Annotated in this window: 20 protein-coding genes; 13 read left to right on the plus strand and 7 right to left on the minus strand. The window is 64.4% G+C overall.

The window, feature by feature from the left end:
* Positions 1-23: 23 nt before the first annotated feature.
* Complete coding sequence (gene eno / locus LDZ21_RS04965) at positions 24-1,307, plus strand: phosphopyruvate hydratase (RefSeq protein ID WP_035959441.1); 1,284 nt, start codon at positions 24-26, stop codon at positions 1,305-1,307.
* 106 nt (positions 1,308-1,413) lie between these two features.
* The gene (gene ftsB, locus LDZ21_RS04970) at positions 1,414-1,872 is read left to right on the plus strand and encodes a cell division protein FtsB (RefSeq protein ID WP_035959440.1); all 459 of its coding nucleotides are present in this window, start codon (positions 1,414-1,416) and stop codon (positions 1,870-1,872) included.
* Between the two features lie 75 nt (positions 1,873-1,947).
* Here the strand turns inward: ftsB and LDZ21_RS04975 are convergent, their stop codons facing one another.
* The 3 genes from LDZ21_RS04975 to LDZ21_RS04985 form a co-directional block, all read right to left on the minus strand.
* The gene (locus LDZ21_RS04975) at positions 1,948-2,295 is read right to left on the minus strand and encodes a hypothetical protein (protein WP_035959439.1); all 348 of its coding nucleotides are present in this window, start codon (positions 2,293-2,295) and stop codon (positions 1,948-1,950) included.
* A gap of 150 nt (positions 2,296-2,445) precedes the next feature.
* Complete coding sequence (hslO, locus tag LDZ21_RS04980; protein ID WP_244794459.1) at positions 2,446-3,396, minus strand: Hsp33 family molecular chaperone HslO; 951 nt, start codon at positions 3,394-3,396, stop codon at positions 2,446-2,448.
* Positions 3,397-3,456: 60 nt separating this feature from the next.
* Positions 3,457-3,981: a gamma carbonic anhydrase family protein gene (locus LDZ21_RS04985; RefSeq protein ID WP_035959436.1), complete on the minus strand. Its 525-nt coding sequence runs from the start codon at positions 3,979-3,981 to the stop codon at positions 3,457-3,459.
* A 186-nt stretch (positions 3,982-4,167) separates the two neighbouring features.
* On the opposite strand from LDZ21_RS04985, the gene LDZ21_RS04990 reads away from it, so the two are divergent.
* The 10 genes from LDZ21_RS04990 to LDZ21_RS05035 all read left to right on the plus strand — a co-directional run bounded on the left by LDZ21_RS04990 (position 4,168) and on the right by LDZ21_RS05035 (position 13,274).
* Entirely contained in the window at positions 4,168-4,998 is an 831-nt protein-coding gene (locus tag LDZ21_RS04990; protein WP_244794461.1) for a ferritin-like domain-containing protein, read from the plus strand.
* A 70-nt stretch (positions 4,999-5,068) separates the two neighbouring features.
* On the plus strand, positions 5,069-5,953 hold the full coding sequence (locus LDZ21_RS04995; protein WP_244794462.1) for an alpha/beta fold hydrolase: 885 nt from the start codon (positions 5,069-5,071) through the stop codon (positions 5,951-5,953).
* A gap of 64 nt (positions 5,954-6,017) precedes the next feature.
* Positions 6,018-6,863 carry a 3',5'-nucleoside bisphosphate phosphatase gene (locus LDZ21_RS05000; RefSeq protein ID WP_244794464.1) on the plus strand — a complete coding sequence of 282 codons (846 nt, stop codon included), beginning with the start codon at positions 6,018-6,020 and terminating at the stop codon, positions 6,861-6,863.
* A gap of 133 nt (positions 6,864-6,996) precedes the next feature.
* Positions 6,997-7,626, plus strand: a complete 630-nt coding sequence (locus tag LDZ21_RS05005) for an L-threonylcarbamoyladenylate synthase (RefSeq protein ID WP_244794465.1) — start codon at positions 6,997-6,999, stop codon at positions 7,624-7,626.
* 85 nt (positions 7,627-7,711) lie between these two features.
* Positions 7,712-8,377, plus strand: coding sequence for a site-2 protease family protein (locus LDZ21_RS05010; protein ID WP_035959432.1), 666 nt, complete (start codon positions 7,712-7,714; stop codon positions 8,375-8,377).
* 4 nt (positions 8,378-8,381) lie between these two features.
* A complete protein-coding gene (locus LDZ21_RS05015; protein ID WP_244794466.1) occupies positions 8,382-9,584 on the plus strand; it encodes a tryptophan--tRNA ligase in 1,203 nt (400 codons plus the stop codon).
* Positions 9,584-10,171 carry a class I SAM-dependent methyltransferase gene (locus tag LDZ21_RS05020; protein ID WP_244794468.1) on the plus strand — a complete coding sequence of 196 codons (588 nt, stop codon included), beginning with the start codon at positions 9,584-9,586 and terminating at the stop codon, positions 10,169-10,171. Before LDZ21_RS05015 ends, LDZ21_RS05020 begins: the two co-directional genes overlap by 1 nt.
* A 63-nt stretch (positions 10,172-10,234) precedes the next feature.
* Positions 10,235-11,152 carry a 4-hydroxy-tetrahydrodipicolinate synthase gene (dapA, locus tag LDZ21_RS05025; protein ID WP_244794469.1) on the plus strand — a complete coding sequence of 306 codons (918 nt, stop codon included), beginning with the start codon at positions 10,235-10,237 and terminating at the stop codon, positions 11,150-11,152.
* A 186-nt stretch (positions 11,153-11,338) separates the two neighbouring features.
* On the plus strand, positions 11,339-12,481 hold the full coding sequence (gene bamC, locus LDZ21_RS05030) for an NlpB/DapX family lipoprotein (protein WP_244794470.1): 1,143 nt from the start codon (positions 11,339-11,341) through the stop codon (positions 12,479-12,481).
* A 19-nt stretch (positions 12,482-12,500) separates the two neighbouring features.
* On the plus strand, positions 12,501-13,274 hold the full coding sequence (locus LDZ21_RS05035; RefSeq protein WP_244794471.1) for an MBL fold metallo-hydrolase: 774 nt from the start codon (positions 12,501-12,503) through the stop codon (positions 13,272-13,274).
* A gap of 131 nt (positions 13,275-13,405) precedes the next feature.
* Here the strand turns inward: LDZ21_RS05035 and LDZ21_RS05040 are convergent, their stop codons facing one another.
* Together LDZ21_RS05040 and LDZ21_RS05045 are read right to left on the minus strand one after the other, a co-directional pair.
* Positions 13,406-13,666: a hypothetical protein gene (locus LDZ21_RS05040; protein ID WP_075583072.1), complete on the minus strand. Its 261-nt coding sequence runs from the start codon at positions 13,664-13,666 to the stop codon at positions 13,406-13,408.
* Between the two features lie 266 nt (positions 13,667-13,932).
* Positions 13,933-15,168 carry a cupin domain-containing protein gene (locus LDZ21_RS05045; protein WP_244794472.1) on the minus strand — a complete coding sequence of 412 codons (1,236 nt, stop codon included), beginning with the start codon at positions 15,166-15,168 and terminating at the stop codon, positions 13,933-13,935.
* A 33-nt stretch (positions 15,169-15,201) separates the two neighbouring features.
* On the opposite strand from LDZ21_RS05045, the gene LDZ21_RS05050 reads away from it, so the two are divergent.
* Positions 15,202-15,756, plus strand: coding sequence for an FKBP-type peptidyl-prolyl cis-trans isomerase (locus LDZ21_RS05050; RefSeq protein WP_035959424.1), 555 nt, complete (start codon positions 15,202-15,204; stop codon positions 15,754-15,756).
* Between the two features lie 72 nt (positions 15,757-15,828).
* Here the strand turns inward: LDZ21_RS05050 and LDZ21_RS05055 are convergent, their stop codons facing one another.
* On the minus strand, positions 15,829-17,157 hold the full coding sequence (locus LDZ21_RS05055) for a hypothetical protein (protein WP_244794474.1): 1,329 nt from the start codon (positions 17,155-17,157) through the stop codon (positions 15,829-15,831).
* Positions 17,158-17,176: 19 nt separating this feature from the next.
* A complete protein-coding gene (mutS, locus tag LDZ21_RS05060; protein ID WP_404980531.1) occupies positions 17,177-19,882 on the minus strand; it encodes a DNA mismatch repair protein MutS in 2,706 nt (901 codons plus the stop codon).
* Positions 19,883-19,924: the final 42 nt, after the last annotated feature.

The following is a 19,924-nucleotide window of genomic DNA, read 5'->3' on the forward strand; positions in this document are numbered from 1 at the left end:
TTCATCGTCAATTTGAGGAAACCATGAGTGCTATCGTAGATATCATCGGCCGCGAGATTCTCGATTCGCGAGGCAACCCCACCGTCGAATGCGACGTACTGCTCGAATCGGGCACGATGGGCCGCGCCGCGGTGCCGTCGGGGGCGTCCACGGGATCGCGCGAAGCCATCGAACTGCGCGACGACGAAGCCGGCCGCTACGGCGGCAAAGGCGTGCTGAAGGCGGTTGAACACATCAATACCGAGATCTCCGAAGCCATCATGGGCCTCGACGCCTCGGAACAGGCTTTCCTCGACAAGACTCTGCTCGAGCTGGACGGCACCGAAAACAAATCGCGTCTCGGCGCGAACGCGCTGCTGGCCGTGTCGATGGCGGTCGCGAAGGCCGCTGCGGAAGAAGCCGGCCTGCCGCTGTATCGCTACTTCGGCGGCTCGGGCGCGATGCAACTGCCGGTGCCGATGATGAATATCGTCAACGGCGGCGCGCACGCAAACAACAGCCTGGACATCCAGGAATTCATGATCGTGCCGGTGAGCCAGCCGACCTTCCGCGAAGCGCTGCGTTGCGGCGCGGAAGTGTTCCATGCGCTCAAGAAGATTCTGTCGGATCGCGGCATGAGCACGGCAGTCGGCGACGAAGGCGGCTTCGCACCGAACTTCGGCAGCAACGACGAGTGCCTGTCCACCATCCTTCAGGCAATCGAGAAGGCGGGCTATCGCGCGGGTGAAGACGTGCTGCTCGCGCTCGACTGCGCGGCGAGCGAGTTCTATCACGACGGCAAGTACCAGCTCGCGGGCGAAGGCCTGCAGCTTTCGTCGGGCGAATTCAGCGACTATCTCGCGACGCTCGCCGACAAGTTCCCGATCGTTTCCATCGAAGACGGCATGCACGAAAGCGACTGGAACGGCTGGAAGACGCTGACCGATCGCCTCGGCAAGAAGGTGCAGCTCGTCGGCGACGATCTCTTCGTCACGAACACGCGCATCCTGAAGGAAGGCATCGAGAAGGGTATCGCGAATTCGATCCTGATCAAGATCAACCAGATCGGCACGCTGACGGAGACGTTCGCGGCAATCGAAATGGCGAAGCGCGCGGGCTATACGGCGGTCATCTCGCACCGCTCGGGCGAGACGGAAGATTCGACGATTGCCGATATCGCCGTCGGCCTGAACGCCGGTCAGATCAAGACGGGCTCGCTGTCGCGCAGCGACCGCATCTCGAAGTACAACCAGTTGCTGCGTATCGAGGAAGATCTCGGCGATATCGCAAGCTACCCCGGCAAGTCGGCGTTCTACAACTTGCGCTAAAGCTTTCGCCGCTTTAGTCGATAAGGACGTTAGCTTTATTCTCTGTCCGCCGCGCCGGCTTCGGTGTCACTGAAGCCGTCCGGCGGCGCTTATTTCGGCTACTCGAATGCGGCTTGTAACTGTCGTTCTGGTCTTGTTGCTGGTGCTGATCCAATACCCGCTCTGGTGGGGGCACGGCGGCTGGCTGCGCGTGCATGAATTGCAGCAGCAACTCGCGCAGCAGACCGACAAGAACACAAACCTGAAACTGCGCAACGAGCGCGTGCAGGGCGAAGTGCAGGACCTGCAAAGCGGCACCGCCGCCGTCGAAGAACGCGCCCGCTATGAAATGGGCATGGTGAAGGACAGCGAGGTGTTCGTGCAGTTCGTGTCGCCCAACTCGACGGCGCCGGTCAACTCGGCAAATGCGCCGGCGGTGAACGGCTCGACGCGCGGGCAGGTATCGGCGGCGCCGCTGCGGGTGGTGCCGAATCCGGTATCGCGTTCGAAACAGGAATTGCGCGATCTCGATCGCAAGGCGCGCAAGGAAAAAGACGCGAAGAAAAAGCAGGGCGCGGCAGAGTAATATCGCGGGCGGAAAAGACAAATGGCGCAGTCATCGACTGCGCCATTTCTTTTTGTCCGGCAGAAAGCGGGTTGATTACCACCGGGTCCCGAAGCCGACGCCCGTTCCCCAATAAGGACCGCCCCAGCCGCCACTCGAATATCCGCCGTACACGTTGATCGGCGTCGTCGCGTAGCCGGACATCATCTTCGCACTGTTGCCGAATGTCGCCGATTGCTGCGATTCGGCCAGCGCTTGCTTGTCGATGGCGTTATAACGCTCCATCTCCTGCTCGGGCGTGACAATTTGCTGCACCGGAGCCGACGTGCTGGGCAGGCGGCTATAGATCGGCGAGGGGCCGGGCGGGTCCATCGCGCAGCCGGCGACGAGCGATACCGCGGCCACGCCGGACGATAATTTCAACAGGAACGGGACGTTTCTCATTTTCGACCTCCAGCCGGTCGGACAACTAAACAAAGGTCCATCATAGCGTGCGGTGGCTCGCATGAGCCACGCGCACCGTTTCCCCCGCTCAGGCGATCCGACGCCCGCCCGGCACGCTCGACGGCACGCCGGACAAGGCTCCGGCGGCGCTCAATGGCGCCGGTCGGCTGCGGGGCTCACGCCCTGTGAGAGTTCTTTTGCGACAAAAAGTTGCGCAACGTCGACCGGGTCGAACTCGTAGCGCTGGTTGCAGAACTCGCAATGCACTTCGACGGCCCCGCGTTCGTCGATCACGCTGTCCACTTCCTCGCGACCGAGCATCTTCAGCATGCCGCCGACCTTCTCGCGCGAGCACGTGCACTGGAAGCGCGCGGACGCGGGCTCGAAGTGCTGCACGTTCTCTTGCCAGAAGAGACGACGGAACACCGTCTCCGGTTCTTCCTTCAGCAATTCCTCGGTCGAGAGCGTGCTGCCGAGGTGGCAGACGCGCTGCCACGTATCGGCGTCATGCTCGCCCGGATGCGGAACGATGCCGCCATCGCCCGGCAGCTTTTGCAGCAGCACGCCGACGGCGCGGTCGGTGTCGGCGGCGAGCCACATGCGCGTATCGAGCTGCTCCGAGTGATGCATGTAGTGTTCCAGCACCTCGGCCATCGACGCGAGCGGCCCATGCTCGCCCGACAGCGGCACGATGCCTTGGTACGGTTGCTGGCCGGGCTTCTTGTCGGAGGGATCGAGTGTGATGACGCAGCGGCCATGTCCGTGGCGGTTGAGCAGGTCGGCGAGCGACATGTCGTTCTGCAGTTCGCTTTCCGCGCCCTCGGCGAGCTTGGCCGTCGCGCGCAGCGACAAATTCGAGTTGCACTGCACGACCAGCATCTTCACGGGGCCGTCGCCATAAATCTGCATGACGAGCGTGCCGTCGAACTTGAGGTTCGCGGACAACAGGGCGCACGCGGCCATCATTTCGCCCAGCACGTTGCGCACGGCCGGCGGATACGCGCGGCGCGCGAGCACTTCCTGCCACGTGTTGCGCAACGAGACGATTTCGCCGCGCACGGGCGCCGCGTTGAACATGAATTTCTGCAACTGGTCGTTCACAACTCTTCCTTGGGTGTTGAGGCGGAACGTGCGGCGCTGCGTATCGCGCAGCGCCGCCGTTCAGCCGATGCGCACGAGCTGCGCTTTGTAGTATTCACGCCGGTCGGCATAACTTGCCGTCGCGGCGCGCATGCGGGCGATGTCCGCTTCGCCGATCTCGCGCACCGCCTTGGCAGGCGCGCCGAGTATCAGCGTGTTGTCGGGAAACACCTTGCCTTCGGTAACGATCGCGCCCGCGCCAACCAGACAATTGCGGCCGATTACCGCGCCATTCAAGACCACGGCCTGAATTCCGACCAGCGTGCCTTCGCCGATGGTGCAGCCGTGGAGCATCGCCTGGTGGCCGACGGTCACGTCGTTCGCGATGGTCAGCGGAAAGCCCGGGTCCGCGTGCAGCACCGCGCCTTCCTGCACATTGCTGCCGCGCCCGACGACGATCGGCTCGTTGTCGCCGCGCAGCGCCGCGCCTGGCCAGACGCTCGCGTTCTCTTCGAGCGTCACCTGGCCGATGATGGTCGCGGTATCGGCGAGAAACACGCTTTCATGGATGGTGGGGGCGTCGTCGCCGAGTTTGTAAATTGCCACGGTGTCTCCTCAGGTCTTCGTCTGGTCGTCGATGGGATCGCAGCCGCGCGGCGCTAGAATGCGCGCCTCGCCTAGCGCGAATCGCTGTACACCTCGAGCGCCTTGTGCCTGCGCCGGGGTTAACATTTTAGCCGTTTGCGGCATTCCGCCGCCGAGCGTGCCTTTTCGCTTTTGTTCAGACGTGCCATGCCGAATTTTCCGTCCTCTTTCGAATGCGCCCGCCGCAGCTCGTTGGCGATTCTGCGCGAACGCGATCCCGCCACGAAGGCCGAGCAGGCGCGGGCGCTATACGAAGCGGCCCGCGCGAGCGCGTTAGGGATTGATCCGGCGCTCGCGCTGCCCGACCCCGGCGACTTGCCCGGCCGCCCGGCGCGGCCCGAGCTCGTGGAGCCGTCGTCGCTGAAGCGGCGGGGCATGCAGTCGGAAGCGGGGCGCGCGGTGTTGCTGCATGCGCTCGCGCACATCGAATTCAACGCGATCAACCTCGCGCTCGACGCCGTCTGGCGCTTCCCGTCGATGCCCGGCGATTTTTATCTCGACTGGTTGAAAGTCGCGGCGGAAGAGGCGCATCACTTTTCGCTGCTGAGCGCGCGGCTCTCGGAATTCGGTCACGCATACGGCGACTTCCCCGCGCACGACGGCCTGTGGGACACGGCCCAGCGCACGCGCGCCGACGTGCTCGCGCGCATGGCGCTCGTGCCGCGCACGCTCGAAGCGCGCGGACTGGACGCCTCGCCGCCGATTCGCAAGCGGCTCGCGCAGGCGGGCGATCATGCATCCGCCGCGATCCTCGACGTGATTCTGCGCGACGAGATCGGCCACGTGCTGATCGGCAATCGCTGGTTCCGGCATCTGTGCGACGAGGCTTCGCTGGACCCGCACACGACGTACGAGCGCCTGGCCGAGCAGTACCACGCGCCGAAGCTGCGCGGCCCGTTCAACTTCGAAGCGCGCCGCGACGCCGGCTTCGACGAGGCCGAGCTTCGCGCGCTGGCGGGTCTCGACGATTCCGCCTGACGCCACGGCGGAAGCTGCGCGGTCGCCGTTATACTCGAACGATCATCCTTTTCTGATCGAAGGCGGGACCATGAAAGATTCGCGCTCCGAGTTCGTCGACGCGCGCGGCGTGCGGCTGCACGTGCGCCGCTGGGGTTCGCCCGGCGCGCCCATGCTCTTCATGCTGCACGGCTGGATGGACGTGGCGGCGTCGTTCCAGTTCGTCGTCGACGCGCTGGCTGGCGACTGGCAGGTGCTCGCCCCCGACGCACGCGGCTTCGGCCTGTCGGACTGGCCGGTGGCTCAACGGGGCGGCGGGCATTACTACTTTCCGGACTATTTCGCCGATCTTGACGTGCTGCTCGACCACTACGCGCCTGCCGGCGAGGTCAATCTCGTCGGCCACAGCATGGGCGCGAACGTGTCGCTTCACTATGCCGGGATCAGGCCGGAGCGGGTGCGGCGCGTCGTCGATCTGGAGGGCTTCGGACTCGCGGCGGCGCGTCCGTCGCAGGCGCCGGGGGCCATCGCGCGATGGCTCGACGAGTTGCGCGTACCGTCCGAACTGCGCAGCTACGCAACGCTCGATGACGTCGCGGATCGTCTGATCAAGACGAATCCGCGTCTTGCGCGTTCGCGGGCGCGCTTTCTCGCCGATCACTGGTCGCGCCGCGAAGCCGACGGCGCTTACCACCTGCTCGCGGACCCGGCACATAAGCTGCGCAGCCCTACGCTGTACCGGCTCGACGAAGTGATGGCCGTCTGGTCGCGCGTGCAGGCGAAAGTGCTGCACCTCGAGGCCGAGGCGTCGCCGACGCTCGCGCGCTTCGCCGGGGACATGCCCATCGCCGAATTCAAGACGCGCTTCGCCGCCTTCCGCGACTGGCGCGAGGAAGTCGTGAGCGGCGCGGGGCACATGATTCATCACGACCAGCCCGAGCGCGTCGCGGAATTAATCGAGTCGTTCTGCGCGTGAACCGTCGTGAGCGGCTGCGGGCGCCGCGAGCGGCGATCCGCGCCCTTAACGTAAAATCACGTCCATGAATCCCACCACCATCAACGCCGATCTTCACTGCCATTCCACCGTTTCCGACGGCCGGCTCGCGCCCGCCGACGTGGCCGCACGCGCGCATGCGGGCGGCGTCGCCATCTGGTCGCTGACCGATCACGACCAGTTGGGCGGCCAGCGCGAAGCACGCGCGGCGGCCGAGGCGCTAGGCATGCGCTATCTCGCGGGCGTGGAGATTTCGGTGACGTGGGCGGGGCGCACGGTGCATGTCGTCGGCATGAACGTCGATCCGGAGAACGAGGAGCTCGCGAACGGTCTCGCAGCGACGCGCAATGGCCGTGCGGCGCGCGGCGTGGCGATCGGCGAAGCGCTCGCGGCGGTCGGCATTCCGAATGCCTACGAGGGTGCGCTGCGCTACACGGACGACCCCGACATGATCTCGCGCACGCATTTCGCGCGTTTTCTGGTGGACGAAGGCTACGCGCAGAGCACGTCCGATGTGTTCGCGCGCTATCTCGGCGACGGCAAGCCCGGCTTCGTCGGGCATCGCTGGGCGAAGCTCGCGGACGCAATGACGTGGATTCGACATGCGGGCGGCGAGCCGATCATCGCGCATCCGGGGCGCTACGATTACACGCCGGTCGAGTTCGCCGCGCTGTTCGACGAATTCATCGGGCTCGGCGGCAACGCGATCGAAGTCGTGACCGGAAGCCATACGCCGGACCAGTATCGCGAGTACGCGGACGTCGCGCGCCGTTATGGCTTCGAAGCGTCGCGTGGTTCGGACTTTCATGCGCCGGGAGAAGGGCGCATCGATCTGGGGCAGCTTCCGCCGCTGCCGCAAGACCTCACGCCCGTCTGGCACCGCTGGGTCTGAAGCTGCGGTTGCAAATGACTGGCGCGCATGCGCCTTGCGTCGCATCATGCCTGACTAGCCCGCGTCCGCGTCGCAGAAGTCCCACGCGCGAGCGCGTCGAACCGCGAACACGATCGGAACAAGAGGCGTCGCCATGTCCCAATTCTTTCGTATTCATCCGGACAATCCGCAGCCGCGGCTCATCAATCAGGCGGTACAGATCATTCGCGACGGCGGCATCGTCGCGCTGCCGACCGATTCGAGCTATGCGCTCGCCTGCCATCTCGACGACAAGGACGCGGTCGAGCGGCTGCGGCGCATTCGCGGCATCGACGACAAGCAGTTGCTCTCGCTGCTCGTGCGCGATCTGTCGGAGCTATCGAACTTCGCGATGGTCGACAACCGGCAATACCGGCTGATCAAGTCGGTGACGCCGGGGCCTTACGTCTTCGTGCTTCAGGCGACGAAGGAAGTGCCGCGCAGGCTGTCGCATCCGTCGCGCAAGACGATCGGGCTGCGCGTGCCGGATCACGCGATCACGCTGGCGCTGCTCGAAGCGCTCGGCGAACCGCTGCTCGCGTCGACGCTGATCCTGCCGCCCGACACCGAGCCGCTCAACGACGCCGAGGAGATCCGCGAGCGGCTCGAAAAGCAAATCGAACTCGTGGTCGATTCGGGCGCGTGTCCCGCCGAGCCGTCGACGGTGATCGATCTTTCCAGCGGCCAGCCGGTGCTCGTGCGCGCCGGACGGGGAAGCCTCGAGCCGTTCGGACTGGCGGCATAGGCCGCTCGGCCAACGCGCGATTCGTCGTGCCAAGGGGCGTCGCGCGCGCCTGTAGACGGCCTCCCGCTTGATACAATAACGCCCCATGGATCCTTCTCTGATACAAACCATCGCGGTCTACGCGCTCCCGGTGATCTTCGCGATCACGCTGCACGAGGCCGCGCATGGCTATGCCGCGCGTCTGCTCGGCGACAACACGGCCTACGTGCTCGGCCGCGTTTCCATGAACCCGATGCGCCATATCGACCCCATCGGGACCATCGTCATTCCCATCGTCCTGTACTTCGTCACGAACGGCAGTTTCATGTTCGGCTATGCGAAGCCCGTGCCGGTCGCGTTCGGCAACCTGCGCAATCCGCGCTGGGGCAGCCTGTGGGTCGCGGCGGCCGGGCCCGGCAGCAACTTCGTGCAGGCGCTCGTCTGGGGCGTGACGGCGGTGCTGCTCGCGGCTTTCAATGTCGACGAAGCGTTTCTCACGCGCATGGCCGCCGCGGGCGTCGGCGTGAATCTCGTGCTCGGCGTGCTGAACCTGTTCCCGCTGCCTCCGCTCGATGGCGGGCGCGTGCTGATGGCGCTTCTGCCGGCGCGCGCATCGATTGCGTTTTCGAAGCTCGAACCTTACGGTTTCTTCATCGTGATGGCGCTCGTCGTGACGGGCGTGCTCACGCGCTTCTGGCTGAGCCCGCTCGTGAGCGTCGGTTATGCGGCGGTAACGGCCATTCTGAATCCCTTCGCTTCACTATTCCCATAAGATCATGTTCCCTGACCGTATCTTTTCCGGCATGCGGCCCACCGGGTCGCTGCACCTCGGCCACTATCACGGCGTGCTGAAAAACTGGGTGCGGCTGCAGTCCGAATACCCGTGCTTCTTCGCGGTCGTCGACTGGCACGCGCTCACGACGCACTACGAGACGCCCGAGGTCATCGAGAAAAACGTCTGGGAAGTGCTGATCGACTGGCTGGCATCGGGCATCGACCCGGCGCAGGCGACGCTCTTCATCCAGAGCCGCGTGCCCGAGCATGCGGAACTGTCGCTGCTGCTCGGCATGGGTACGCCGCTTGGCTGGCTCGAACGAGTGCCGACCTACAAGGAGCAGATCGAGAAGCTGAAGGAAAAGGATCTGTCGACGTACGGCTTCCTCGGCTATCCGGTGCTGATGGCGGCGGACATTCTGCTGTATCGCGCGTCGCTGGTGCCGGTCGGTGAGGATCAGGTGCCGCACGTCGAAATGACGCGCGAGATCGCGCGCCGCTTCAACTACCTCTACGGCAAGGAAGCGGATTTCGAGGAGAAGGCGCTCGACGCCGCGAAGAAGCTCGGCGGCAAGCGCGCGAAGCTTTATCACGAACTGCGCGTCGCGTATCAGCAGGAAGGCGATGCCGAAGCGCTCGAACAAGCCCGCGCGATGCTGCAGGAATCGCAGAGCCTGTCGATGAGCGACCGCGAGCGCCTGTTCGGCTATCTCGAAGGCGCGCGCAAGATCATCCTGGTCGAACCGCAGGTGCTGCTGACCGAAGCGTCGCGCATGCCGGGTCTCGATGGCCAGAAGATGTCGAAGTCGTATGGCAACACCATCGGCTTGCGCGAGGATGCCGAGACCATCACGAAGAAGGTCCGCACGATGCCGACCGACCCGGCGCGCGTGCGCCGCACCGATCCGGGCGATCCCGACAAGTGCCCTGTGTGGCAACTGCATCAGGTCTACACGGACGAAGCCACGCACGAGTGGGTGCACAAGGGTTGCCGCAGCGCGGGCATCGGTTGCCTCGACTGCAAGCAGCCGGTGATCGAAGGCATCCTGCGTGAACAGCAGCCGATGCTCGAGCGCGCGCAGAAGTACATGGACGATCCGTCGCTGCTGCGCGCAATCGTCGCCGATGGCTGTGACAAGGCGCGCAAGTTCGCCGTCGAAACCATGCGCGACGTGCGCGAGGCAATGGGACTCTCGTACAACTGATGGAAGCGGGCATCCCGAGCACATGGGTCACGCGCTGGGCGCGTCTGGTCGCGGCCGGCGCGCCAGTGCTCGATGTCGCATCGGGCGGCGGGCGTCATGCGCGCTGGTTTGCGGCGCGCGGCCATGCGGTGCTCGCCGTCGATCGCGATGCTGACGCGCTCGCGTCGATGTCCGGATGCGAGGGCGTCGAGACACTGGTTGCGGACATCGAAGGCGGGCCGTGGCCGTTGCCCGCCGACCGCCGGTTTGCCGCGGTGATCGTGACGAACTATCTGCATCGGCCGCTGTTTGCGCGCCTGATCGACAGCCTCGCGCCCGGCGGCGTCCTGATCTACGAGACGTTTGCCGCAGGCAACGAATGTATCGGCAAGCCGTCCAATCCCGCGTTCCTGCTGGAAGCCGGCGAGCTGCTGGAAGCGGTGCGCGGCCGGCTTCGCGTCATCGCCTTCGAAGACGGTTTTGTCGAGACACCGCGTGCTGCCTACGTGCAGCGAATCTGCGCGGTAAGTGAAGTCGAGGCAACCGGTAACCGGCTCACGATTGGTAACACACCCCCGGGTCCGCCGCGTTACGATTTGGCGGGCTAATCCGCTACAATCGCGTAATATCGCTTTTCGCGATTAAATTCACGATTAAATTCATAGAGTTTCATGACAAACGGAACTAGCAGCGGCACCAACGGCGGCATCCAGATCCGTGGCAGCATTCCTGCCATCGTCACCCCGATGCACGAGGACGGCAGCCTCGACCTGCCGGCGTTTCGAAAGCTGATCGACTGGCACGTCGAACAGGGGTCGAACGGGCTGGTCGTCGTGGGAACGAGCGGCGAATCGGCGACGCTGTCGGTCGAAGAGCACGTCCTGATGGTGCAAACCGCGGTCGAGCACGCCGCGAAGCGCATTCCGGTCATCGCGGGCGCGGGTGGGAATTCAACAGCGGAAGCCATCGAGCTGTCGAAGCAGGCCAGGAAGGTCGGCGCCGACGCCACGCTGCAAGTCGTGCCGTATTACAACAAGCCGACGCAAGAAGGCATGTATCGCCATTTCCGCGCGATTGCGGAAGCCGTCGATTTGCCCGTGATCCTCTATAACGTGCCGGGCCGCACCGTTGCCGACATGAGCAACGAGACGATCCTGCGTCTCGCCGAGGTGCCGGGCATCATCGGCGTGAAAGAGGCGACCGGCAACATCGATCGCGCCGCGTATCTCATCAAGCACGCGCCGGCCAACTTCGCGATTCTGAGCGGCGACGATCCCACGGCCATCGCGCTGATGCTCCTCGGCGGCCACGGCAACATCTCGGTGACGGCCAACGTCGCGCCGAAGCAGATGAGCGATCTGTGCCGCGCCGCGCTGGCAGGCGACGCAATCACCGCGCGCCGCATCCACCTGAGCCTGCTGGAACTGCACAAGCAGTTGTTCTGCGAATCGAACCCCATTCCGGCGAAGTGGGCGCTGCAAGCGCTCGGCCGCATGGAAGGCGGCATCCGCTTGCCGCTGACGCCGCTCGATGCGCGCTACCACGACGTCGTGCGCGGCGCATTGCGCGACGCCGGGCTTCTCGGCTGATCATGCGCAGCGGCGCGCGTCACGTCAGGCGATGAATCGAACGTGACCGCGCCGCAGCACTGATCGAATGAAGCCGAGCCACTCATCCACTGCCATTCGTTGACCTCGATGAACCGCGCGTCCGCGCGCCGGAACCGACGCGGGGCAATGCGTATTCAGCCGTTATCTGCAGCAAAGAAGGACCTCATGAAATCTTCCGCTCTTCTTACTCAAGCCAAACGCCTGAGCGTGCTGTCGCTGGGCGCCGGCGTCATTTTCTCGCTTGCGGGCTGCGAAACGCTGAACGACTGGCTCGCGCCCGACCGCGTCAACTACAAGGCGGCCGAGACCGCACCGGCGCTCAACGTGCCGTCCGATCTCAGCACGGCCGACATCAGCCAGCGCTACGCCGCGCCGCCGCCGATCAACACGCTCGGCGGCGCGACGCAGCGCAACGTCACGCCGGCCGGCAATTTGACGCTCGGCGTGCCGAACGCGCAGGACCCGTATGGCATGCACGTCGAAAGCGATGGCGACCGCCGCTGGCTTGTCGTCGATGGCCGCGCGCCGGATCAGATCTGGCCGCAGCTGCAGGAGTTCTGGACGGAGAACGGTTTCACGCTGAAAACCGATTCCGCACAGACCGGCATCATGGCGACGGACTGGGCCGAGAACCGCGCCAACATTCCGGACGACTGGTTCAGAAAGAGCGTCGGCAAGCTGCTCGATTTCGCCTACTCGTCGGGCACGCGCGACATGTTCCGCACGCAGGTCGATCGCGCGGCGGACGGCTCGACCGATATCTCCGTCACGCATAGCGCCATGGAAGAAGTGCTGACGGGTCAGGACAAGACATCGTCGCGCTGGGAGACACGGCCGCGCAATCCGGCGCTCGAGGCCGCGTTCCTTGCAAAGATGATGCAGAAGTTCGGCCTGACCGAAGACCAGTCGAAGCAACTGATTGCGCAGGCGCGTCCGGCGGGCGCGAAGGTGGCCGTGGAGCAGACGGCGGGCGCATCGACGCTCGATCTCGCCGAGCCGTTCGATCGCGCCTGGCTGCGCGTGGGCCTCGCGCTCGATCGCACCAACTTCACGGTCGACAATCGCGACCGCGAGAAGGGCATCTACTACGTGCATTACTCGGACTCGATGGCGGAACTGAAGAAGGAAGGCCTTTTCGGCAAGCTCTTCTCCAGCAACACGCCGAAGCCCACGCGCCAGTTCCTCGTGAACGTGCGTCCGAAGGCGGATGCGGTGACGCAGGTCGCCGTCGTCGATGCCAATGGCCAGCCGGACAACTCGTCCGACGCACAGCGCATCGTGTCCCTGCTGCACGCGCAGTTGAACTAGGCGGGCGGCGCGAGCGATTGTGAGATTCGCCAGTCTCGGCAGCGGTAGCGAAGGCAATGCGTTGCTCGTCGAATCGACGAGCGGCGCGACCACCACGCGCGTGCTGCTCGATTGCGGTTTTTCCGCGAAGGAAGTGGAGCGTCGGCTGCTTCGGCTCGGGACCAGCGCCGAACATCTCGACGCCATCCTCATCACGCATGAACATACGGACCACATCGGCAGCGCGCTGACCCTGGCGCGCAAGTGGTCCATCCCGCTTCACATGAGCTGGGGCACCGCGCGCGCGGTCGGCGCGGACGAAGGCAAGATCGACCTGCGCGTGCTGTGGGGCGATGAAAGCGTCGCCATCGGCGATGTCAGCGTGCTGCCCTATACCGTCCCGCACGATGCCCGCGAGCCGTTGCAATACGTCTTCTCCGACGGTACAAGCCGCTTAGGCGTGCTGACGGACGTGGGCGTGGCGACGCCGCATATCACGAACGTGCTGAGCGGCTGCGACGCGCTCGTGCTCGAATCCAATCACGACCTTGCGATGCTTTCCGCGAGCCGTTATCCGGCGTCGCTGAAGGCGCGCATTGGCGGCACGCACGGGCACCTGAACAACGATGCGGCGGCTGCGATCCTTGCTTCGCTGGATCGTTCGAAGCTGCGTCACCTGGTGGCCGCGCATCTCAGCCAGCAAAACAATCTGCCTCATCTTGCACAGGCTGCGCTGGCAGCGGTGCTCGGTGCAGCGGCGCCGGATGTCGTCGTGGCGACACAAGCAGAAGGGTTCGACTGGCTGTCGCTATGAGATGAGCGAAGCGTTCGACGCATTCATTGCGAAGACACAAAAAAACCGGCCCAAGAGCCGGTTTTTTTGTTTCAGGCCGCGGTGAGCGGCCTGTGCCAGGCTTAACGCGCTGGCGTAAGCGCCTGACGGCCTTACTGGCTTGCGCCCGATGCCGGAGCAGCAGCCGAAGCCGAAGCAGCAGCGTCCGAAGCCGCGCCAGCAGCCGAAGCTGCGTCGCTTGCAGCGGCCGAAGCGCTCGATGCAGCAACGTTAGCGTCCGAAGCGGCAGCAGCCGGAGCCGAAGCAGCCGACGTATCGCTTGCAGCGCTCGGAGCAGCCGTATCGCTAGACTTGTTGCATGCAGCCAGAGCAACAGCAGCCAACAGGGATGCTACGAGGAGGGATTTCTTCATGATCACGTCCTTTTATGGTTAAAGGTAAGCAACAGCGCAAAGTACCGGTAATGTGTGCTCCAACACCGACCAGGGCCGCTGTGGAGCCTCACAATTCTTTTTGGTGTGAGACCAACTACGGCTTGGCCGGAAATTATAGGCACTTTCGCAACGACCGTCGATAAATGAGGGGCCGATACGTTGTCTTTCTCATACAAATTTTCGTATTGCGGAACAGCAAAACCCCGGCATTCCAGAAACTCCCGAGCGCTTGCACGTCAAGCGTTTCAGGCCGATGACTCCGTCTGAATCCAGCCCGCACGATACCACTCGTGCAGCAACGATGTCATTGTCAGATCGTCTGTAAGTGTTACAAAGCGTTTCGCCTCCAGACGCCGAGTATCAGCGAGTTCGGGCAGCCACTTTTTAGCCTTTGCGGATAACGCAGCGGCTTCGCCATTAACGAAATACGAGTGCGTGTTGTAGAGCAAATTCGTCTTTCTATCTAGCCTGATACCCGTCTTTTTCGCGCGCTCTACAAATTTTTGCTCATTCAGCGCGCGAACCGGCGGATCGAATACCACATTCGCTTTCGGCTCGCTCAGATAACTGCCCAAAAACTCCGCAATATCCTTATCAGTCCAACTGACGTTTGCAAGGATCGCGCCTACTCGTTCGACGAGCAGCGGCGGCAACGCGGCGGGCGTATCGACAGGCGGTTGCGCGGGATCGCGATAACGCGCGTCTGCCTTGGCTCGTGCGCCGTCCCCGGTTCGCTCGGCGAGGTGATACAGGAACTGCGACGTCAGTTCCTGCGCCGACGGTGCGCGAAAGCCGATGGAGCACGTCATGCATTCGCCCTCGGCGACCCCGTCATGCGCGATATGCGGCGGCAGATACAGCATGTCGCCCGGTTCCAGCACCCACTCTTCTTCCGCTTCGAAGTGCTGTAAAACTTTCAACGGCAAACCGGGTTTTAGCGAAAGGTCGCGCTGCGCGCCGATACGCCAGCGGCGCTTGCCATGCACTTGCAGCAAAAACACGTCGTAGGAGTCGAAGTGCGGACCTACGCCGCCGCCATCCGTTGCGTAGGAGATCATCAGATCGTCGAGCCGCGCGTCGGGAATGAAGCGGAAGCGGTTCATCAGCGCGTGTGCACGGTCGTCATGCAGGTTCACGCCTTGCACGAGCAGTGTCCATTCGCGCTTCTTGACCGATGGCAGTTCGTCGGCTGCGAACGGTCCGTGCTCCAGATTCCACGTGTTCCGAAAATGCGTGATGAGGCGCGATTCGACGTCGTCAGAATCGGCGAGTCCGAAGAGTTCCTCGCGAGGGAGCGGGGCAGAAATGCCGGGGATCGCCTGGCGAATCAGCAGCGGTTTTTTCTGCCAGTAACGCCGCATGAACTGTCGCGGCGTACGGTTGCCCAAAAGGGGCGACACTTCGTCTGGAAGCGGCGCTCGGGCGGGTTCGTTATGGTTGTCTGGAGGCAAAGGAGTAACGTCTGAGGGCCGCTGGCGCATCGTATAATCGAGGCTTGTATCTTGGAGGATTCAATGAAAATTGCGAAAGACACTGTCGTTTCGGTCGCGTACAAGCTATCGGATGCACAAGGCAATCTGATCGAAGAAAGCGACGAGCCGATGGTCTATCTGCACGGCGGCTATGATGGCACGTTCCCCAAGATCGAGGAAGCGCTGGACGGCCGCGAACCTGGCTACGAAACGTTGATTCAACTCGAACCGCAGGACGCGTTCGGCGAATACGATCCCGAACTCGTGAAGGTCGAAGAACGCGGCCGCTTCCCCGAGCCGCTCGAAGTGGGCATGCAGTTCGAAGGCACGCCCGAAGATAGCGACGACGAACTCGACTCGCTCATCTACACCGTCACGGACGTCGCCGAAGACAAGGTGGTGCTCGACGGCAATCATCCGCTCGCGGGCATGGCGTTGCGTTTTGCGTTGTCGGTGCAGGAAGTGCGCACGGCGACCGAAGACGAGATCGAGCATCAGCATGCGCACGGTGCAGACGGCCTGCACATCGCGGATGAAGACGAAGATGACGACGAAGAAGCCGGTCCGCGCAAGGACTCGGGTCCGACGCTTCATTGAGCGGCTTTACTGAGCGTCTATCGGACGCAGCAGGCGGTCGTTAGAAAAAGCGCAGCGCGAGGCTGCGCTTTTTTATTGTGCGCGACCGTTCGTATTGCCAGGCCCGGAGGGCGGCACGCTCGATGCCGGCGTCGGCAAAATCGGCGGCAGCGCCTGCGGCGGCGTGAGGATCGGCGGAAGACCGGACGCCGGCTGAATCAGCGATGGCGCAGGCGGCAACGCGTCGGGCAGATCGTGATGCAACGGCGCCGCCGGCCCGGATGCGGGCGCAGAGTACGGCGCGGAGTACGGCGACCCATACGGTATCGCGTACGGATCAGCTTGCGGATCGACCGGCTCGCGTTTGCGGGCTTCGTTCGCACCGCGTGTATCGCGCACGGTCCGCCCGTCGCGCACACGCAAGCGAAACGGCGGCCGCCATCCGGCATCGGTGGATACTTCGAGCCATTGCGATTGCGGCTTCTTCAACGCGAGCGCGACGCGCGTCAGGTTCGTGACCGTCAGGCCCTTGTCGTTGCGCAGCGGCTGATCGATATGGAAGCCATTCGGCTCCGGTGCCTCCGTGCGATGAATCACGATGACCGGCCCGCGAAACGTCTCGGCCGCTTTCACGAGACTGCGCTTGAGTTCCAGAAAGCCGTCACGCGGCGGGGTCGTGCGCGAGAAGCGCAGCCACGCGAAGCGGTCGCGCCGCTCGTAACGCGCGAAGTCGGGGTCGCCCTGAAGGATGATCACGAGTGCACGCAGTCCCGAGCGCCGCGCGGATTCCGCCGCATGTTCGAGCCAGAACGAAGTCGCGACGGCGCGGTCCTCGAACTCGCCGTTGCGCCCGCCCGCGGTCAGATAGTGATTGTTCGGACTCGGCGCATTGAGGCCGATGAACGCCACACCTTGCGCCTGCCACCGCACGATTTCACGAAACGACCGAAAGCGCGCGACGTCGCTTTCACGCGATAGCGCGAGCGGCTGTTGCCCGAGCGAATTGGCGTCCGCGAAGAAAAGCTGGCGCACGAAATCTAGCCGCTCGACCGGATCGTAGGCGGCGGTATGTGCGAGGCCGCAGTCGGCCCAGTCGTGTTGCCCTAGCAGCAGCACGAGCGGCGTGCGCGAGCCGTCGAGCACATCGCGGCGCGACTGATAGATGCTGTCGCGGCACGCCTCCGTGCTGCCCTTAACGTTGCCGTCGTAGACGATGAACGCGATATCGCGGTCGCGCCCGATGGCGTCGAGCATCTGGCGAACGGGCGCTTCGTCGGCGGGGCGGGCGAGCGCATCGGCGATGACGGCGAACGTGAGCGGGTCGCCGTCCTGCGCATGGGTGATCGGGCATACGGCGAACAGCAGCGTCGTCAGGATGGCGCGCAACGTCGCGCTCGCGATGCGCGACCGACTGCGCGTCATCGCGCGCGGAGCGTTACGCTCATCGCGATGCATCCGGCGCGGACTTCGCCAGTTCATGCAGTTCGTAGAGCAGATCGAGTGCGTCGCGCGGACGCAGATCGTTCGGATCGAGCGCACGCAGCTTTTCCAGCGCCGGATGCTCCGGCGCATCGGCTTGGGCGGGCTCGTCGGCCGCATCTTCGAATGCGTACGGCGGGCTCGCGAAAAGATCGAACTGCGCGGTCGGCTGGCCGATCGACTGCTGTTCCAGATGCACGAGATGCTTGCGCGCCGCGCGGATCACCGCCGCCGGCACGCCCGCCAACTGGGCGACCTGCAAGCCGTAGCTCTGATTCGCCGGGCCTTCGCTGACGGCATGCAGGAACACGATGCCGTGATCGTGCTCCACCGCCGAAAGATGCACGTTCGCTGCCTGGGCGAACTCCGCCGGCAGTTGCGTCAGCTCGAAATAATGCGTGGCGAAAAGCGTGTAGCAGTGATTGTGCGACAGCAGATGCCGCGCGATGGCCCACGCGAGCGCGAGGCCGTCGAACGTGGACGTGCCGCGTCCGATTTCATCCATGAGCACGAGGCTCGATGAGCTCGCATCGTTCAGGATGGCGGCAGCTTCGGTCATCTCGACCATGAAGGTGGAGCGGCCGCCCGCGAGATCGTCCGCTGCGCCGATGCGCGTGAAGATGCGGTCGAGCTTGCCGAAGCGCGCGCGCTTCGCCGGCACGTAGCTGCCGACATACGCCAGCAGCGCGATCAGCGCGGTCTGCCGCATGAACGTGGACTTGCCGCCCATGTTCGGGCCGGTGATGAGCAACAGCTTGCGCTCGTCGCTCAGGCAGCAGTCGTTGGCGATGAACTGCTCCACCTGCGCCTCGACAACCGGATGCCGTCCCTGTTCGATATCGATGCCCGCATCGGCGGCGAACTCCGGCGCGACCCAGTCGAGTGCGCGGGCGCGTTCCGCAAGCGCGCCGAGCAGATCCAGTTCGGCGAGCGCGCTCGCGACGCGCTGGCAATCCGCGAGGAACGGCAGCAGGTTCTGCAGCAGCGCATCGTACAGCGCGCGTTCGCGGGCAAGCGCGCGCTCCTGCGCGGAGAGCGCCTTATCTTCGAACGCCTTCAGTTCCGGCGTGATGTAGCGTTCGGCATTCTTGAGCGTCTGACGGCGGCGATAATCGTCCGGCACCTTGTCGGTCTGCCCGCGCGTGACCTCGATATAGAAGCCGTGCACCTTGTTATATTCGACGCGCAAGTTGCCGATGCCCGTGCGCGTGCGCTCGCGCGCTTCGAGATCGATCAGGAACTGATCGCAGTTTTCGGAAATGTCGCGCAGTTCGTCGAGATCGGCATCGTAGCCTCGAGCAATCACGCCGCCGTCGCGAATCAGCGCGGCCGGCTCCGGCGCGATGGCGCTCGTAAGCAGATGCAGGCATTCGCCAGGCGGTTCGAGCGCCTCGCCGATGCGCGTGAGCGCAGCCGGTTGCGCGGGCAGCGCGGCGACGATCGCCTGAAGATCGGGCAGGGCGGCGAAGGTATCGCGCAGGCACGACAGATCGCGCGGACGCGCCGACAGCAGCGCGAGCCGTCCGGTAATGCGCTCGATGTCGGAAATCTTGCGCAACGCGGTGCGCAAAGCGTCGAGACCGGTCGATGATGGCGCATCGAGCAGCGCGCCGATCGCGTGCTGACGTGCTTGCGCGATCGACGCATCGCGCGGCGGATGATGCAGCCAGTGCCGCAAGAGGCGGCTGCCCATCGTCGTCGCGCAGGTGTCGAGCAGCGAATACAGCGTGGGCGATTCCGTGCCGCGCAGCGTCTCGGTCAGTTCGAGATTGCGTCGCGTCGCGGGATCGAGCCCGATGTACTCCGATTCATACTCGACCTTCAGGCTGCGCACATGGCGCAACTGCTGGCCTTGCGTCGCCGCGGCGTAGAGGAGCAGCGCACCCGCCGCGCCGCACGCGCACGTGAGCGATTCGCCGCCGAAGCCGTCGAGGCTCGCGACGTCCAGTTGTTCGCGAAGACGCGCCGCGCCCGAGCCGACGTCGAAGTGCCAGGCGGGCACACGCGTGGTGGCAGCGAGCGTCGGTACGCCGAAATTCGCCTGCACGTCGACGACCGTATCCGCGATGAGCGTTTCCGACGGGCGGATGCGCTCCAGCGCCGCCGCCACTTGCTCGGGCGCGACTTCCGCGAGTCTCAGCGCACCGCTCGCCAGATTGAGCCACGCGAGGCCGACGTTCGTCGCCACGCCGCGACGGTTATGCGCGGGGCAGAGCGCAAGCAGGTAGACATCGTTTTTGTCGGAGAGAAGCGCCGCGTCGGTCAGCGTGCCGGGCGTCACCACCCGCACCACCTTGCGCTCGACCGGTCCCTTCGACGTGGCCGGATCGCCAATTTGCTCGCAAATCGCGACGGATTCGCCGAGCTTCACCAGCTTCGCCAGATACTGCTCGCACGAATGATGCGGCACGCCGGCCATACGGATCGGATTGCCGCCCGATGCGCCGCGCTGCGTGAGCGTGAGATCGAGCAGGCGCGAGGCTTTCTCGGCGTCATCGAAGAACAGCTCGTAGAAATCGCCCATGCGATAGAAAACGAGCGTGCCGGGATGATCCGCCTTGATGCGAAGGTATTGCTGCATCATCGGCGTGTGCTGCGAGAAATCCGCAGCAAGCGCGGGTGCGGCCGATGCCGGAAGAGAGTCGGGAGTTGCCGTGTGATTGCCCATCTTGCGTGCGGTAAAAGCGAATGGACCGAACGCGGCGTGCGT

The organism is Caballeronia grimmiae (assembly GCF_022879615.1).
In the GTDB taxonomy this organism is placed as follows: domain Bacteria; phylum Pseudomonadota; class Gammaproteobacteria; order Burkholderiales; family Burkholderiaceae; genus Caballeronia; species Caballeronia grimmiae.